The sequence below is a fragment of the Segatella copri genome (assembly GCF_003465495.1).
In the GTDB taxonomy this organism is placed as follows: Bacteria; Bacteroidota; Bacteroidia; order Bacteroidales; family Bacteroidaceae; genus Prevotella; species Prevotella copri_G.
In genome coordinates this window covers 59,923-78,556 of the sequence record NZ_QSAV01000002.1, presented here as the reverse complement: position 1 = coordinate 78,556, position 18,634 = coordinate 59,923, and the positions used below count along the sequence as shown (strand labels likewise).

Annotated in this window: 8 protein-coding genes; 2 read left to right on the top strand and 6 right to left on the bottom strand. The window is 46.5% G+C overall.

The window, feature by feature from the left end; all coding sequences use genetic code 11:
- Window positions 1-39: 39 nt before the first annotated feature.
- The 6 genes from DWV53_RS00885 to DWV53_RS00860 form a co-directional block, all read right to left on the bottom strand.
- Complete coding sequence (locus tag DWV53_RS00885) at window positions 40-1,386, bottom strand: M64 family metallopeptidase (protein ID WP_437181739.1); 1,347 nt, start codon at window positions 1,384-1,386, stop codon at window positions 40-42.
- 56 nt (window positions 1,387-1,442) lie between these two features.
- Window positions 1,443-2,795 carry a DUF6055 domain-containing protein gene (locus tag DWV53_RS00880; RefSeq protein ID WP_118151013.1) on the bottom strand — a complete coding sequence of 451 codons (1,353 nt, stop codon included), beginning with the start codon at window positions 2,793-2,795 and terminating at the stop codon, window positions 1,443-1,445.
- A gap of 471 nt (window positions 2,796-3,266) precedes the next feature.
- Window positions 3,267-5,333 carry a DUF4859 domain-containing protein gene (locus DWV53_RS00875; RefSeq protein ID WP_118151011.1) on the bottom strand — a complete coding sequence of 689 codons (2,067 nt, stop codon included), beginning with the start codon at window positions 5,331-5,333 and terminating at the stop codon, window positions 3,267-3,269.
- Between the two features lie 120 nt (window positions 5,334-5,453).
- On the bottom strand, window positions 5,454-7,505 hold the full coding sequence (locus tag DWV53_RS00870; RefSeq protein ID WP_118151009.1) for a RagB/SusD family nutrient uptake outer membrane protein: 2,052 nt from the start codon (window positions 7,503-7,505) through the stop codon (window positions 5,454-5,456).
- A 13-nt stretch (window positions 7,506-7,518) separates the two neighbouring features.
- A complete protein-coding gene (locus DWV53_RS00865) occupies window positions 7,519-10,803 on the bottom strand; it encodes a SusC/RagA family TonB-linked outer membrane protein (RefSeq protein ID WP_118151007.1) in 3,285 nt (1,094 codons plus the stop codon).
- A gap of 181 nt (window positions 10,804-10,984) precedes the next feature.
- A complete protein-coding gene (locus tag DWV53_RS00860) occupies window positions 10,985-13,885 on the bottom strand; it encodes a beta-L-arabinofuranosidase domain-containing protein (protein ID WP_118151005.1) in 2,901 nt (966 codons plus the stop codon).
- Between the two features lie 278 nt (window positions 13,886-14,163).
- On the opposite strand from DWV53_RS00860, the gene DWV53_RS00855 reads away from it, so the two are divergent.
- Window positions 14,164-16,149: a glycoside hydrolase family 97 protein gene (locus tag DWV53_RS00855; RefSeq protein ID WP_118151003.1), complete on the top strand. Its 1,986-nt coding sequence runs from the start codon at window positions 14,164-14,166 to the stop codon at window positions 16,147-16,149.
- Between the two features lie 21 nt (window positions 16,150-16,170).
- Window positions 16,171-18,630 (top strand): family 43 glycosylhydrolase, encoded by a 2,460-nt coding sequence (locus tag DWV53_RS00850; RefSeq protein WP_118151001.1) that lies wholly within the window; start codon window positions 16,171-16,173, stop codon window positions 18,628-18,630.
- Window positions 18,631-18,634: the final 4 nt, after the last annotated feature.

Genomic DNA, 18,634 nt, shown 5'->3' with positions numbered 1-18,634 from the left:
TTGTTAACTTCTTAAGTTTTTTCTCCAGTTAGGAAAATATTATTTCCCAGTATAGAAATCTGTAATGCGACGGATGGCACGCTGGCAAACCGGACAGAAATCATCCACTTCGTTGATTCGCATACGGCAAACCTGTGCCGGACGGTAACATCCCTTGCTCTGGTTGCCCGCCCCCTCGAACACACCAATCTTGAAGACGGCATCGTTGAGTTTCTTCTGCTCCTTCGCGTTTCTGATATTCTTATGATCCGGAAGTTTGGCAAGCGGCGTAGGAATCTTCACACCCTTCGGCATCATATCCGCCCACTTGCTCTGGAAATTCTTCAGCGTGGTGAGGTTCGGCTCCCAAGGCTCGGTATCACCAGGATACATCGGGTCGTACTCATCGGTACTGTACTCATCGCCCAAGCCCGCATAGCCATGACCGAACTCATGTACCAGCACCTTCTTGAACGTAGGATGATCAGAGGTGGAAAGCGTTACCTGGTTATAGATGCCGCCGCCACCATACGTAGGAGAATTCACCAATACGATGATCTGCTCGAAAGGCACATTACTCAAGGCATCATAGATGCGATGAATCTTGCTCGTGGTGAGATAACGGTTCGAATAAAAAGTATCGTAATGAGAGCAAGCCATCGTATTCTTCCATTTCCCGTCGTGCGGAATACTTGGTCCCTCATCGAGCGATGGAGCCGCAACAGCCACCACGTTGAATCTCGACTTGAGCAAAGCGAAAGGTTCGCGCTCGAAGATGGCATCGGCTGCTCGCTGCGCATCCTGATAGAACTTATCCATCTGGTCCTGGCGATAGCCCTCGGCGATGATGGCGAGGTCAACACAGTCGGCAGTCTCTCCGCTCTTCACGATGTAGCGGTAAGGGATGCCATTCTCGCCCAATGGTCGGATGAGGATGTCCTGTGGATTGATGGTATGGCGCAGTTCTGCAGTCACCTTCTGATGCGTATCGCTCAGGGTGATGCTTATATCCACCGGCTTCTTCGGGAACGGCACGAGGAAACTGCTCTCGAATGATTTCTGCAGATGCTTCGCCTCCTGAGTAAGCTGCCATTCCTGGAAGAGTGTTGAGAAAGTATTTACATAGAGCACCTTGTTGGTACCATGCTCATACACGGTCACCTGTCCGTTTCCGTTCAGGAATTTCTCATCCAGTCTTGTCTTTCTTCCCGCCCATGTAGGGTTGCTGTAAGCCTGTTCAAAATAGATAGCCTGGTTCACGCTATCGCCCGCCACGATGTAATCCAGTCGCAGCGTCTTATCTTCGAAGTTGTCTTCAAAGCGCTGTGCCTGCATCGGCAAAGCCATCATCAAGGCGAGGGATGCAGCAAATAAAGTCTTATTCTTCATAAAAGTCTTATTCTTCATAAGCGATGATATTTTTATTTTAAGCAGATGATTCTTATCCAATCCGTACTTCACTCTTATTTCACTCTTACCTCATAAGGGAAACGGCGGGAAGAAGGATCGAGCGAATGATTCGAAGGAGCTCCCATCACCACGAGATAGAGCGCCTTGAGAGGCTGGGACTTTGGAGCCACAAGCGAAACCTTTCCATTCATCGCTTCGCCCATCGGGCTGTAGACGCATTCATCGGTATCGGCGGTTACTCCCACCAAACCATAACGGTAACCGATGGTGCGTGCCATCTTGTCCTTGGATGCCTTGAACACCTTACCCTCGGCATCAAGGGCTCTGAAATCTACAGTAACCTTCTTGCCAGCCTTCGGGATTTCCAACTTGATGGCATTGAAACCATAGTTCTCAGGAACCGAAGCTGTATCCGGACGGAGATAACCATTCTTCTGCTTCAGCATCCTGGTATCAAAGGTGCAAGCATAAGGACGGGTCTCCTTGCGAGCATAACCGAAATCGAAGTTCACAAGATGGCGGTAGCAGTCGAACATCTCATCATTAAACTGCTTCTGAGTCATCTTATACTTCCGCTTGTAGGTAACAACCGGGTCCTCTCCTACTTTTCCCTCCCGATAGAGCTGGGCAATGCTTTCCAAACCATGCTTCTCAGCCCACCACTCTATCACGTATGGCGAATGATAGATGTTGTCCAGATGCAGATAACCCTTATGGGTAAGCTGTCTGAAGGCATCGAAATGATACTTTTCATCTGTTATCCAGTCGGGATTCACTCTCCAGAGCATCCATTGGGATGTCATCTCGAAGAAGCCACTTCCTCCCCAGGCTTCGCCCGTTTTGTCTGCCATGATTTGAAGCTGGAAACTATGTCCCAACTCATGAGCCAGACAGTTGAGTTTCTTATCTTGAATACGGTTAGGGGTTACCCAGAGCGCGCCGATAAAGTCATCGTAAGTTCCGCCGTAAGCAGTTCCTTCCAGCGAATAGTTCACCATCACCATCATCTTATACTTGTCGCAGATACTTCCCGGCAGAGAAAACTTCAGGGTATCGCGGAAGAAACGGTAGAACCGTTCTACCTGAGTCTGCAGATTGCCCAGGTCGAATTTCATCGGTTTACCTTCGAGCGAAGGAGGATTCTGCGGATTGTCTCCGAATGGATTTTCCCAGAAATACACGATATTCTGGGTCTGTGCACTATGTCGCCAGCACCATCTCTCATCATCCTTGTTGAAATCATAGGGTTTCAGAGAGTCCGGTACGAAGATGAGTTTCTGTGGTGCAGATACGGGATTTACGGGTCTGGTGGCAGGAGCCTCAGATGGGTCCTGCTGTGCCAGGACTGCAGTAGCCCAAGGCAAGGTTGCCGCTGTGAGTATCAGCGATAAAAAGATTCGTTTCATTTCGGTTATGATTTTTGCGTTATTTATTATTTTCGTTATTGATATTTCGCCACAAAAGTACTGATAATCTTGCAAAAACGCTCGCAATATCGTCTAAAATGATATAAATATCGTATTTCTTTATTATTTTGATGAAAGGATACTTTCTTTAGTATTCTTAAAAGGCTAAAACACATAGCTGATATAATGAGAGAAGACCTATCTATCACCTTAAAGAATTAGATGTATGTGATTGCTGCCGGCATATGGCAGCAACCTCACAAATCAAGATGTTCAAACCAAATAAACGTGGATGTATGACTGTTTAAACTATGAATTATAGAGTATTAAGACAACACACCTTACGCTTCGGATATGTACGTATTAAAAGGAGAAACGAGAGTGTTATCAATATAAGTGGAGAAAGAAAAAAGTTCCGTTGCATTCCGCAAAACAACAGTTTTACGTCAGCAACGGAACTAACTATATTAACTATGCGAATTTCATTTTGATGGTAATAACAGCCTTATGGAGCTTGCCACCTTTATTATATACCATCGTTGGTTTGATGATATAAGTCTTGCCCTTTTCGGAGTGACCAGGATTATGCCCTACGGTCAAGCCATATCCACCGGCATCATACTCATAGTAGATAGGAGCATCGCCCCAAGAACTGGCTGTGCCATCGGCTGCAATCCAGAAACCAATGCCATTGGCAGAGTAAGCATACGACACCTTGCCATCAGGATTGGTCAAGCCCACAGCCACCTTGCCATCGGCAGGACCAGAGAATCCATCAGCCTTAACTGTTCCAGCATCCAACGTCGTACCAGCTATCTCTGAAGGCTGAAGTTTGAATGCCTTGGCTATCTTCTCCATGACACCATTATTCAAGAGATTGAAGGTATGCAGAGGATAGCTTTCGCTGCTTGCGTCAAGACTTACCTCAAGTGAAGTCTCCAAATCAGTAGGGTCGCCTTCAGGTATCGTCACGTTGCCAAGCAAGTCTGTACCCGAGAACTTCACACGATAAGGCCATTGCTCATCATTGGTCTCATCATCATCCCAGGCATTACGATTATACTTATCAGGAGCAGCCAGTACACAGAGGTACAATCGCTCTGTATTGGCAGGAACTTCGTAGGTTGCTGTGCCCTTCTTGCCTGTATGCATCTCTCCATAATGAGACTTGCCATCCTTGGTGATTGCCACAAAACCATAACGATAATTTTGCTGAGTATTGCTCTGTGAATTATACTTAGTCACATTACTTTTGGCATTACCATCTCCATCTACCACAGTACCAGGATCAGCAGCTGCCAAAGCAGAGCCAGGAGCCAAACCTTCAAGCATTGCACTTACCTTGCCCGAAGCAGGAACATTCAGCGGGATGAGATTGAAACCTGTTGTACCCGGGCAGTTAGTATAAGCCACCTGATAATAGCCATCGTTCTTATACAGTTTGGTAGAATAGTTGATGGCAGCCTCCTTCTTATACTGATGTGCAGCCTTGAAATCATAGTCAGCACAATGAGCACTATACGCATACAAATCCTTGTAGAGTGCATCAAGACTATTGTTGCAATAGATGCGCATATAAGTCTGGAGCGGATCCTCTGGATATTTGCTCTCTTTCCAGATACGGGCGTATGAGTCGATGCCATGTTTTTCAGTAAACCAATACTGGAACCAGTAGCTTGCGTAACGCATAAACTCATGGTTGAAGTGGCGATGATGATTCTTGAGCCAAACAGCATAATGAGCATCCTGGTCGAAACACTCGTTAGGATAATCCTGGAACGACTGCCACTGAGCACATTGCTCCCAATAAGCACAACCGCCAGCACCATTTTCACCAAAGCCATAACGGAAACCTGCAGGCACCAACTGAGAACCATCAGCCTTATCTATTGGCGTAGCCTCACCCGTGAAGAGCTTGTCGGCAGAAACCTGATATTGGAAAGAGTGCCCTATCTCATGACCGATGGTTGAACCAACCGGCTTGCAGGTAGATGGATTTACCCAAAGGGCACCTATCTTGTCATCATAGCCAGAACCAGTAGCAAGCCATTCTGTCTGATAAAGGAGATAAATCTGCATCTTATGATTGTCAAGGACCGATTTTCCCTGTCCGACAGTTGCCATACCGAGTTTCTCTACATTGGTCTTATAGAACTGCTCAGCCTTCTGCAACAAGTCATCAATATCCACACGCAAAGCCTCCGGTACAGATTCCGCATTAGGATTATCTCCAAAGCCAGGCTCCCAGAACACAAAGAAGTGCTCGCTCTGCTTCATTCTCCACCACGACCATCTGGCATCGCTGCGGAGCATGTAGTCAGGTCCCTTTTCAAATCCTTCATTCCATGTACCAGGACAATAGTACTTACCATAGTTGGCTATCTTTGATTTATTCATCAGCTTCACATCCGATGGTTTGGGATTTACAGGAGTATCAGTTTCCATGGAATCATTACCGGAACTGCAACTACAGAATGATAATAAAAAGAACATTGACAATACTGTCACTATCCCCGTTTTCAGTTTAATTTGTTTCATGATTTATGTTTTAAGTTGATTTTGATTAGATACAGAAATCAAAAGAGCTGGAAAAAAATCGTCCAATAGCTTATGTGTTTTGCTATTGGGCGAATTATTCGTTATTTCAAAAGAATCGCATTACTGCTCTGCAGCTTCATCTGGTTCCATTGGCCAGTATGGATTCTGGTACAACGGAGAATCACCGTATGTCTTATGGTCAGGAGCTGTAAGCATAAACTGACGCAAAGGCATTGGCTGTAGGTACTGAGCCATAGACCAGGTCATACCATTGTAAAGCATATTGGTAGAAACAATCTGGTAAGGACGGAAATACTCAGTCAACTTACGAGAAGATACTGTAGCTGTAACAGAACCATCATCTACCAACTGGTCTTCTGTATACCATTTTTCCATTGGAGTATTCCAAAGATGGAAGCCCTCAAGCTGATAAGGCTGTTTCATCAACTGATCGAGTGAACGCCAGCGAATCAAATCCATCCAACGAAGACCTTCAGCCATCAACTCTGTACGACGTTCACGACGAATACTATACAAAGTAGGATCAGTCAATGCCTTGCCAGCAGAAAATGCGCCCCAATCATATTGTGTACCAGAACCATCGGTATAACCCTTTAACTCCTGTGCCATATCTGTGGCAGCAATAGTTGTCTGAGGGTCAGCAGCCTCACCTGTAAAGCCAGCAGCCTCACGGATTGCCTTCCAATATGAAATGCTCTTCGCATTTAAATTGTGGTCGAGCATATATTGAGCTTCAATATAGTTGAGCAAAGCCTCTGTTGCACGGAATGTGATAGATGCAGTATAACCAGCCTGGTTTTCTGCCAGGTTCTGATTAAACGTACCACCCTTTCGAATAGCATAACCAGTAGTATAAGTTACGTCAAATGAGCGAGTAAACACTTGAGGAACTGGCTCTATTGGACGAACCTGCTCAGCAGCAATATTATTATCCTCACCCTGAAGAACGTTCTTCTGACCAGGACGCTTCAAGAAGATAAACAAACGTGGGTCACGATTGCGAACTACTGCATGAGTCGTTGTATCTTCATATACATATCCATCATGGTGTGCATAAGTAGGCTTACCATCCTTCATCAGAAAGGCATCAATCATACCACGGGTAAAACCAGTATAGGTATTACCACGGTTTACAGCCACCTCAATGTTATCAGTCACACCTTTACCCTTATTATAGGCCTTCCAGAGAAGAACCTCAGGATAGGCAGACATATCGGTATTACCAAACTTATAGAAATAAGGATTGGTATCAGACAAAGACTGAGGTACGATACCTGTATTCTTATCCAATTTGCCTACATAAGCATCACCTACAATGGCAGCCTCATCAACCGCCTTCTGGAAGAAGTACTTAGCTTCAGCCTCAACGCTACCTGTAGGATACTGATAATTTGCATTATAGTCTTTTGCCTTTCCTGGCCATCCCTCACCATTAGGAACGAACGGAGTACCAGCGAAGTTGGTCAACCAAGAACCTTCAAACAAGGCTACACGTGATGCAAACAGATGAGCAACTGCAGGAGAGATACGTGTGGTTGCTTCCCAACCATCAGGCTCCATATAGGTTACAGCAGAATCCAGGTCGGCAAGAATGAAACGAGCAACCTCGTTGCGAGGACTACGCTTATTAGCTGCTACAAGGATAGCCTCATTGTCAGGCATGGCCTCTGTCACAATAGGTAAGTCACCGAAGCTCTTGTACAAACTGAAATAGGCATAGGCACGGAAGAAGTGTAACTCACCGATATATTGACGAATCTTATTTTCATTACCCGCAATCAATCCATTCTCATAGTTAGACTGTGCTATATTCAACTGATAGTTGATATCACGAATATTGTTCCAGCTCCATGAAGAGTTGTCGTTACTTGTCTTCCAACTACCTTTCTTATACTTAGAATCGCCATCAGAACCGGTCTGATTATCTGTACCATTATCGTATGCGAATGTACCATAGCCTGCACCACTATGATATGGCAATACAGTCTGATAGAAAGCATTAGCTACAGCTTGAAGCTGAGTAGCGTCCTTGTAATAGTCGGTAGGAGTAATATCTGTAAGAGGCTCTTGCTTCAGGAAATCATTACAAGAAGCCATCAACATACCGCATGCCAACAAAGGAAGTACCTTTAAAGATATATTGAATTTCATATCATTCTAATATTTATAATGTTAAACTTAAACCAAAAGAGAAGGTTGTGTTCAATGGATATCCATTGCCATACCATGTACCAATGGTCTCTGGGTCATACTGCTTGCGGAGAGATGTTCCTGTCCAGAGATTCTCACCCGAGAAGTAAACACGAAGTTTCTCAATAGAAATCTTACGTGTCAAATCCTGTGGCAAGGTATAACCAATCTGAAGATTCTTCAAGCGAATGTAAGAAGCATCCTGCAGATACTTTGTCTGAATCTGCTCATTCTTGGCGCTATAGGCTGCACGTGGCAAGTAAGCGTCCTTGTTTGGCTCCTGGAAGCCATTGACAACAGACCAAGAGTTCTCGTCACGATAATAGTCTTGCAAAACATCCAGGCAGACCTGATACCAACGACCATATTCGAAAGTACCAAAGAAGTAACGTGTACTAGCCCAATACTCACGTTTCATGACTCCCTGGAAGAAACAACGTACATCGAAGCCTTTCCAAGCAGCATTCAAGTCGATACCGAAGAGATAACGTGGTGTGGAATTACCTATCTTCTTAAGATCTCCATGATCTTCCAACGTATTGGCACCCGGGGAAATCTTACCATCATTATTGAGGTCACGATACATGATATCACCAGCACCCCACTTGTTATTGTCAATAGTACTCTGATCAACCTTTGCTATATGAGCATCCATCTCTTCTTGGCTCTTAGCTATACCGATGGTCTCATAACCGTAGATATCACCAATACGCTGTCCCTCAATATAGTTACCCAATGAATGAGAAGGGTTATTAGGATACCTTGTGATAGTAGCATAGGCATCAGAGAGATTGAAGTTGATTCCATACTGCAAACCATTAGACAAGCGGTCGTTCCAACCGATAGTCAACTCCCAACCATTGGTGCGCAAGTCGGTATTGTTAGTAACAGGTACAGCTGTACCCAAGATGCTTGGAAGCTCAGGGGCATTACCTATCATATTTTTTGTCTTACGCACATACCAGTCAAATGATCCATGCAAGCGATCCTTCAAAAATGCAAAGTCAAGACCGACATTAAAACTCTGGATGGTTTCCCATGTCAAATTCTGAGAAACCAGGCCTGGTGCCCAAGCTGTCATCGGTTTCAAACCATCCTGCAGCCATGTACCATTGTTGGCATATACACCAATCGTCTGATAAGTCTGGTAAGTACCAACATTCTGGTTACCCAAGTTACCATAAGATACACGAAGTTTCAACTGACCAATCCAATCATTGATTGGCTGCATGAAGTTCTCTTGTGCAATATTCCAACCTGCAGATACTGATGGGAAGAACTTCCACTGATTTCCCGGGCGGAATCTTGAAGAACCATCATATCGACCATTAACCTCAAAGAGATACTTGCCCTGATAATCATAATTCAAACGACCAAAGAAACCACAAGTTGTCCAACGGCTCATGTTGCCAGACACAGATGGATCCACAGGATTACCATAAGCATCAATACCAGTTGTACCATCAATTTGAGGCTTATTACCAACGATGAGACCAGCTCTATCTGCATATTTGTACTTCATACGCTCATCCTCAGACTGGAAACCAGCCATAATATGGAAGTTATGCTTCTTCTGCAAATTGAACGAATACTCAGAATAGAGTTGGAAATTTGTATAATTTTCCTTATAGTAATCTTCACCTACATAGGTAAAATTATTCTGGTCGTAAGCCTCACCATTCAGATTATACAGATAAGTATGCTGCATATCTGTATGACTCTCATTATGGGATGTACGATAGTTGAAGATAGCATGGGTAACCCAATTCTTGATTGGTTCAATGTCCAAACCTACTTGATGATTATACTCATCATTCTGATAACGATACGTACCACCATTAGTCATGGTATTTACCATCTCATTATAGAGATTACCATTTCTATCATACAAAGGAACACATGGCCACTGTCCACCAAGATATTCATAAACACCCTGACCCAAAGACTGAGGACGATGATAATCCTTGCGAACAAAACGGAGAGAGTAGTTAAACTTCATCCAATTCGTCCACTGTGAAGAAATCTTGGCAGTAGCAGTATATCGGCTACTACCTTCATCAGCAACCTTGATCAAACCATCCTGACCTAAATAGCCAAATGAAGCATAGTAGTTGAGTTTGTCATCACCACCAGTTGCACTTACATTGTGCTCCTGAGAGAATGTATGCTTTTTGTATATTGCATCATAGAAATCGGTAGAGGCATAACCATCGGTAAATCCACTCAACCAATAGCCATTAGCATCCGCATCCAAAGAATAAATCAAATTGCCATTTTTATCCTTACGGGTACCAGCATTAACATATTCGCCCTCTATCCAATCCTTCATACGCTGAACATGGTCTGGTGTAAAAAGCTGACCACCACCAATGTTCGTATTCGCATCATTCTGCATACAAGCAAAATCGACAGAATTCATACTATGCTTCATACGAATTGGGGTACTGAAGCGGAAATTATTGTTGTAGTTTACACTTACCTTGTCACGCTTGCCACCCGTCTTTGTAGTAATCAATATGACACCGAAAGGTGCACGGGAACCATAAATAGATGATGCAGCTGCATCCTTCAATACTGATACGCTGGCAATATCCTGAGGATTGATGGTATTGATATCACCCTCCATACCATCGATCAAGACCAACGGACTTCCGCTGGAACCCTGTCCGATTGTAGTTGTTCCACGTACATTCAAGCTTGGAGTATCATCCAAACTACCTGCAGCCTGGGTAATCTGCAAACCAGCCACCATACCCTGCAGAGCCTGGGTTGCATTACTTACAGGACGGCTATCCAATTCCTCACCCGAAACAGCGGTCACCGCACCCGTAAGGTTTACCTTTTTCTGGGTACCGAAACCTACGACCACCACTTCATTCAGTTTGGTATCGTTAGATTTCAAAACCACTTTTGAAGTTCCGGCAGGAACTACCTGAGTAGCATATCCCAAGTACGAAATAGTCAACTGAGCATTACGCTTTACCTTAATAACATAGTTACCATCAATATCAGTAACCGTACCATTACGGGTTCCTTTTTCCATAATGGTAGCTCCGATGACTGGCTCACCGGCATCGTCAACAACTGTACCCTTTACGGTAATTTCACTCTGCTGAGCTTCCTCTACCTTAGGGTTTGATAAGGTCTCACTTGCTGCTAGAGTAGGTAATGCCCCCCCACATGCAAGGACCAAACACGCGATGGCTTTTACATAAGCTTGACTATGTACAAAGCCTGAGATTTTTTGTGTCTGTCTCATTTTCTATTTTTTGTTAGGTTTATTATTGTTTAAATTTCGATTGCAAAGTAACACAATATTTTGCATATTATGCTACATTTTCGTCTTTTAAGCCGATTTTGTTACTCTTAAATGTTGTTTATTCTGAATGATGTCTTTGTTGTCTTTAATGTTTTATTGTTTTGTTGTTTCTATATCTTTTTTATTGTTTCATCGCCTTCTTCAGTTTTCCCACAGCGGCATGAATCATGTCGTGGGTTCCACTTCCGTCGGTCACGTATTTCTGAACCATTCTGCCATAACTGATGGCTTCCTTGAGTTCCTCGCTGGTGTTGTCATCCGGCCAGCCGGCACGGCGAAGCAGACCGGAGAGTTCTCGGAGGTCTTCCATCTCGGCAAGGTTGCCAGGGCGCATCGTGTTGATGGCACGGTTCAGGATGGCAGTAGTACCTTCCAGTTCGTCCTGGGTTACCTTCTTCTTGCCCTTTGCCACCAGTTCCTGTGCCTGAGCCATCACCTTTTGCATGCGCTCATAGCCGAACGGTGCCCATGGAGCATACTCCGGAACCTTCTGAGAGAGGGCATTCCACTTCTCCTGGTCAGCCTTGCGCTCTGCGGCAAGATTCAGGAGAGAATTCAATTCGGTGAAATCTATCTTCACCTTCTTGCTCTTCTTGCTCTTGGCATCGGTCAGGTTGATGCGGTAGTAGTGGGTACTGTTGGCATTGCGGTAATAATCAGGCTGGAATTCCTTGCCATCCAGCTTCAGGGTAAGGAGATTGGCTCCCGCACCTGTTGTCACGCCGTTTGATTCGCCCACGGTGATATTACTCAACCTGGAGTCTATGTTCAGCGTAGCCTGATTCCAGGTCTGTGCGCCTGTACCTGCCATCACCAATGGTCCGTACATCAGGGTTCCTACCCAGGATGTCTTCAGTGGAGTACCGTCCATACTTGCCACATCGCTCGAAAGCTTGTCGGCACCATATTCGATATGCTTGCTGAACGGCATGTCGATTTCCACGACATCGCCCACCTTCCAGTGCTTCTGCTCCAGTTCTACATAGGTGCTAGGCTGATAGCTCTTTGCCACTTCCTTGCCGTTCACCTTGATGGAGAAACCTTGAGTTGCCCAGTATGGCACACGGAGTTTCAGGGTGAAATTACCCTCGCCTTCCGTTATCTTGATGGCTGAATGTTGTGCCGGCCACAGGCAATCCTGCTTGATGGTCACACCCTTCTCCTTCCAGTGGAGGGTGGTTGGCATATAGAGTCCCACCCAGAGGGTATGATCGTTGGCAAAATAAGCCGACTGCTGGTACTTGGTATGGTTTTCAGAACCTGTACCGCCGCAGCAGGTACTCTGAGGAGTCTCGTTGCCGAACGGTTTGGTGGCATTCAGACCTACTGCATACTGATAACAGGTTTGATACTGGTCCGGATTGAGCGAACCGATAATCTGATTATACAGCGTGCGCTCGATATAGTCGAGATACTGCGCATTATCAGGGTTATAACAGTTCAGATCCTTGCTCAACTTGACGAGGTTATACGCACAGCAGGTTTCGTTGATATCCGGATAAGCCTCCGATTCGCCTTCCTGCAGTCCGTTGGTTGCCATACTCAGTATCTGGGTATATGGCTGGCGGAACATCTCTCCATTTCCTACACCACCCATCGCATACATGTATCTGCCCTGCACCAGTCTCCAGAAGTTCTCAGCCAGATTGTAATAGTATGGCTTCTGATTGCTTTTGTAACTGCGCAGCGCTCCGATAATCATCGGAATATGCTGGTTGGCATGGCGGGTGCGGATGTCATCGATGTTCTTGCTCAGCGGATCATAGAACTTAGGCGCATCGAAACAGTTGGCAGCCTCGAGGAGCTTTGCCTTTTCATCCGGATTGGAAACCATCTCGGAAAGTCGGGAGAGCGATTCGCTCATACCTCCCACCTCACCGGCGATGTACATGTCCCACATCTCGTAGCGGTTGCCCGGCTTGGCTCTGCGCTCATCCTGGGTGCCGTCCTGCTTTACGTAAGTGCGGTAGTGCATGCGGTTCCATACCCAGAGTCCCATATCCTTGGCGATGAGGAGAGCCTTATCGCAGATTTCCTTATCATCAAAATAGGTTGCGATGTCTATCAGACCGGCAAGCTGCTTGTGTACGCTGTAATAAGGTGCCCAAACCCAATCGGAGTTGTTGTAAGCACGATACATTTCAATCAGAGCACAATGCTGAGCCGGAATGGCATTGATATAGCCGTAGCCATAAAGTTCAGGGTGCTTCTTATACTCATCAAAAGCAGCCCAGGTGCCCTTCATCTCTCTGAGTTCAGCCTCAGGAGCGAAATCACGAGCCTCCCAATTGCGCTTCAGTTCCTTATTATATACGAAGGTCTTCTCCTGACACTCTCGCAACTCATTCACCATACGGGTGATGTTCTTGCGGAGGATTGCCTTCTGTTCAGGATTAGTTGCCACAGCGTATGCCTGTGCAATTGCCGACATATAGTGGCCTGATCCATGACCCTTGAGCTTGGTGTCTGGCGAATCCCAGCCATCACTCTTGGTATACCCTTCGGTACTGAGTCCGTAGGTATCGCGATAGTTGTAGAGTTGTTGGGTAACATCCCAGGAACAGATCTCACGGAGTGCCTCATCACGGTTGTGGGTGAGTCGGTTGTCACCATCTATGCTCACATCAGCGAGCGAGAAGGTATGAGCCACTTCCTTTCCTGGAGTCTGATAGCCTTCAGCCACCACCTTGATTTGTGCCTTGACAGGATAACCATTGTCGGTAGTCTCATCACCAATCACAAAACCACCTATCTCATATTGGCTCCCGGCAGGATGTTTCTGCGCATCAGCCTCAGCCTGTTCATCAGCAAGCGGAGCGTTAGCCCAGCGCACCTGGCGATACTCTGAATAACCATCAGAATAGGTTACCCATACGAGATTAGGAAGTCGGGGAACTGTGCCCACCGGACAATCCACTGATATTGCCTCCACCTTAGAGATGGTGCGATAAACAGTGGCTGCCGTTGTCATGGATGGCAAACTGGCTACACCTATCAATAATGTAAACTGCTTTAAATCCATATCTTCTAGGTTTATTATTGTTTCATTTATTTTTCTGGCTGCAAAATAACAGAAAAAATCAACGAAGTCCTAAAATTATCGTACATAAAGATGCAACTATCGTCTAACAGGGGGCTTTTGATACGATATTTTCATCATTTTGGACTTTCTTTGCATTACATAAACAATTCTATTCGTAAATTTGCAGCAGAAATAAAAACTTGTGGTAATCCGGTAATACAGGCATTGCCACCAAGCAAACAACAAAACGGACAAAACAACAATAAACCTAGAAAGTTATGGTAAAGAAACTATTCTTCATCGCCACCTTATTATATATAGGGGCAACAGTATCGGCAGAGAACTATCTGGTGAAATCACCAGATGGTAAAATCGTAGCAGAACTCAACACCAACAAGTCTCTCTCTCTTCAATTTAAATACAATGGCTCCATTCTTTTACAGGAGTCTTCAATAGGTGTAACGCTGAACGATGGAACGGACATGGGTAAGAATCCGAAGGTAGCAAGTCACAAGCTTAGCAACCATAAGGAAACCATCCATGCGCCATTCTATCGTCAGCAAAACTTTGAAACAGCTTATCAGGAACTGAATCTGAAACTGAAGAATGGTTTCGGCATCATCCTGAGAGCTTACGATGAGGGAGTGGCTTACCGATTCTATACCCAGCGAAAAGGCAAGACCATCATACTGAATGAAACCGCCGCCTACCAGTTTGGCAAGGACAAGAAGGCATGGTTGCCATACACCACGACTCCAGAAAAGCCTTTTGCCATGGCTTTCCAGAATATCTATCACGAAACACGGCTCGATACCGCTAAGCAGGATTTGGCTTTTCTCCCGGCAACCATAGATTGCGGAAAGGCGAAAGTCACTATCCTGGAGAGCGACCTGGAGAAGTATCCGGGCATGCGGCTGAAGGCTAACAGCAGCGAACAGGATCAGGAGAAGGGAATCCTGAGAGCCGCCTTTGCTCCCTACCCTAAGGAGATGGCTTACTACCCTTGGCGACACATGAGCCACGTAAAGAGCACCTGCGATTACATCGCAACCAGCACCGGCAAACGCAATTATCCTTGGCGCATCTTCGCCATCACAGAGCACGATAACCAGATGCCGACAAACAATCTGGTGTACGCTCTGGCTACTCCCAACAAGATAGGCGATACTTCCTGGATCAAACCGGGAAAGGTGGCCTGGGACTGGTGGAACGACTGGAATCTGAAAGGTGTGGATTTCAAGGCGGGCATCAACTTCGATACTTACAAATATTACATAGATTTTGCTCATAATCACGGCTTGGAATACATCATCCTTGATGAAGGATGGTACAACTCGAAAGAGGGAAGCATTCTGAAACCAATAGACGATATCCAGTTGCCTAAGCTCATAGAATATGGTAAGAGCAAGGGCGTGGATATCGTGCTTTGGGCAGTCTTCAACGTGATGGACGAGAATCTGGAAACTATCTGCAAGACCTATGCTGATATGGGCATCAAGGGATTCAAGGTGGATTTTATGGACCGCGACGACCAGACCGCCATCGAAATGGTGGAACGCCTGGCTGCCTGCACAGCCAAGCATCATCTCATCCTCGACCTGCACGGCATCTACAAACCGGTAGGTCTGAACCGCACCTATCCTAACATCCTCAACTACGAGAGTGTTTTCGGCATGGAAGAATGCCGCTGGACAGAGGCTAAGAATGACATGCCACTCTACGACGTCACCTTCCCATACATCCGAATGATGGCAGGACAGGTGGATTTCACACCGGGAGCGATGAGAAACGGAACCCGCGACAACTGGAAGGCTATCTACACCAAACCGATTTCGATGGGAACCCGATGCCACCAGGCTGCCTGCTACATCGTACAGGACAGTCCGTTTACGATGCTCGCCGACACCCCTACCAACTATGAGGCTGATGAGCCATACACCCGATACATTGCTTCATTGCCAGTAGTCTTCGACAAGACCATCGTGCCACAGGGCGAAATCGGAAAGTATATCGTTACCGCCAGGAAGAAGGGCAACGACTGGTATGTAGGCGGTCAGAGCAACTGGGATGAGCGCACGCTCACCCTAAAGTTTGATTTTCTCCCAAATGGAGATTACGAAGCAATCGTATTGAAGGATGGCATCAATGCCAACCACGATGCCGAGGATTACAAGATAGAGGACTCCATTATCAATCAGAAATCGGAAATGAAGATTCATCTTGCTTCTGGCGGAGGATTCGTCATTAAACTCATTAAGAAATAAATATTTAGAAAAGAAGTTCATATGGTTAGTAAAAATATAATTGTAACACTATTCGTAACTGCAGCTGCGGCAGCACCTGAGACAGGTGCTGCCCAGAAAGCTGCTTACAACACTCCGGGAGCAGGCAACCCAATCCTGCCTGGCTATTTTGCCGACCCAACCATCAAGAAGTTTGGTGACACCTATTATATATATGCTACTACCGATGGTAGCGGAGCCGGTTTCGGACCGGCACAGCTCTGGTGCAGCAAGGATTTCAAGAACTGGACCCTGATGCCGATGAACTGGCCGGACAGCCACTGGATCTGGGCACCAGACGTGATGAAGAACGAAGCCGACGGCAAGTATTACTATCTCTACTGCCAGCCTTGCAAGCTCCATCTGGGTGTGGGTGATACACCTCGCGGTCCTTGGAAGAATGTGCTGGGCGAGAGCGAAGCCGTGCTCGTATCGGATAGATTCGTAAAGAATGCCATCACCCTGGATGGCCAGACCTTCCGAGATGATGATGGTTCGGTCTATATGTATTGGGGCACCTGGGGCATCTACAAGGGCTTCGGTTGCGGAGCAGGTAAGCTGAATCCTGACATGAAATCATTCAGCGAAACCAAGCTCATCCCGAACACCGAGGTTACTCACTTTTTCGAAGCTCCTTTCGTCTTCAAGCGCAACGGCATCTACTACTTCCTCTACTCCTGCGAGCATTGCGAGGATGCCAGCTACCGCGTAGATTACGCCACAGCCAAGAGTCCGCTCGGTCCTTACACCTACCACGGCACTATCCTCAAGACCAATGCCGACGGAAGCGTTCACGGTCCGGGACACAACAGCGTGCTGCAGGAAGGCGACAACTACTACATCGTATATCATCGCCACGACAATCCGCATTCCAACCGTGGATTCCATCGTCAGGTGGCAATCGATAAACTCGAATTCAATGCAGACGGTACCATCAAGGAGGTCATTCCAACCCACGAAGGTCTCGATCTAAAACCGGAGATGAAGGTGGCTAAGAACCTCGCCTTCGGTGCCAAGGTTACAGCTTCCTCTTATTACGACAACGATTTCCGTCCGGAATATGCGGTTGATGACAACAACGGCACACTCTGGCGCCCTCGCACCACCGGACCAGCCTGGATTCAGATTGACCTGGGCAAGAAGCAGAGCATCAAGAGCATCTGGACTCAGTTTGAATACGGAACACAGTTCTATCAGTATCTCATCGAGACTTCGAATGACGGCAAGCACTGGCAGACCTTCTCCGACAAGCGACAGAACCGTCTGGCTGGTTCGCCGATGGTAGATTTCGGAAATGCCAAGGCACAGTACATCCGTCTCACCTATACCGGCGGACAGAAGAACGGTTTCGGTGGCGCCATCTGGAACATCAAGGTTTACGGTTCTGTAGAAGATTCAGCCCCACAGCAGTGGCTCGGTCTGACAGCAGCTGATTTCGATGGCACTAACTGGCATAACAACGAAGGAATGCTCGCCGGCAAGTTCTCACTCCTTCAGGGCACCGCCCTCAGAGAGCGTATGGCTGGCAAAGATGCCATCACCCTGCAACCGGGTGCCCAGCTGGTGATGACTCATCCGCAGCTCAACAAGGCACGCAAGCACACCCTCACCGCCCAGGCTTTCGACAACGGAAGCTGGCATCAGATAGATGAAAACGATCCTCGTCTGAATCTTTCTGAAGGAAAACTGGAAATTAGTTCAGGAGAAAAGCAATTTACCCTCACCAATCTCCGTTATTATAACTGGAAACAGGAGGCGGCAGAAAAGGCTTTCGATGCCCAGAGCAACATCATGCGTGAGGCAGTAGCCGATAAGAACAGTCAGGGACTGGTGGTAGATATCAGCGCTGACTACTACAACGAGGGCGATACTGTGCCTTACATCAAGAACGGCAGTCCGCTGGATGTTCACCTCAAGGGCGAGTTCGAGACGCAACACGATACTGCAGCCATCATCAAGACCATAGAGGGCAAAAAGGCATTCGCCTTTACCGGCAAGGAGAGTTACAGAAGCAACTTCATGCTCCCAGCCACTATCCGCGACAACGCTCCATACACCATCGAGGCATGGATTCTGAATCCGGAGATTGCCGAGAATGAATGCGTTGCCGATTTCACCTCATCTCACGATGAACTGGAGAAGCTGATGCTGGTAAACGGCACCGAACCACGCTGCGGTGTGATGAACCACTACGGATGGTACGAGGATGCCGGCTACAAGGAGATGAAGACCCTGGAAGGAAAGTGGCAGCACGTATATGTCTGCTTCGACGGCAGAATCGAGAGCATCTACATCAACGACAAGCTCATCAGCCAGAAGGATATCCAGCTCCTCGTCAAACCATCGCAGTTTATGCTTCTGGGCAAGAATGCCGAAGAGGCATGGCCTTTCTCGGGTTATCTGCACTCATTGAAACTCTGGGATGAATACATTCCTTACAAAAAACCAAACAAAATAAACTAGCAAT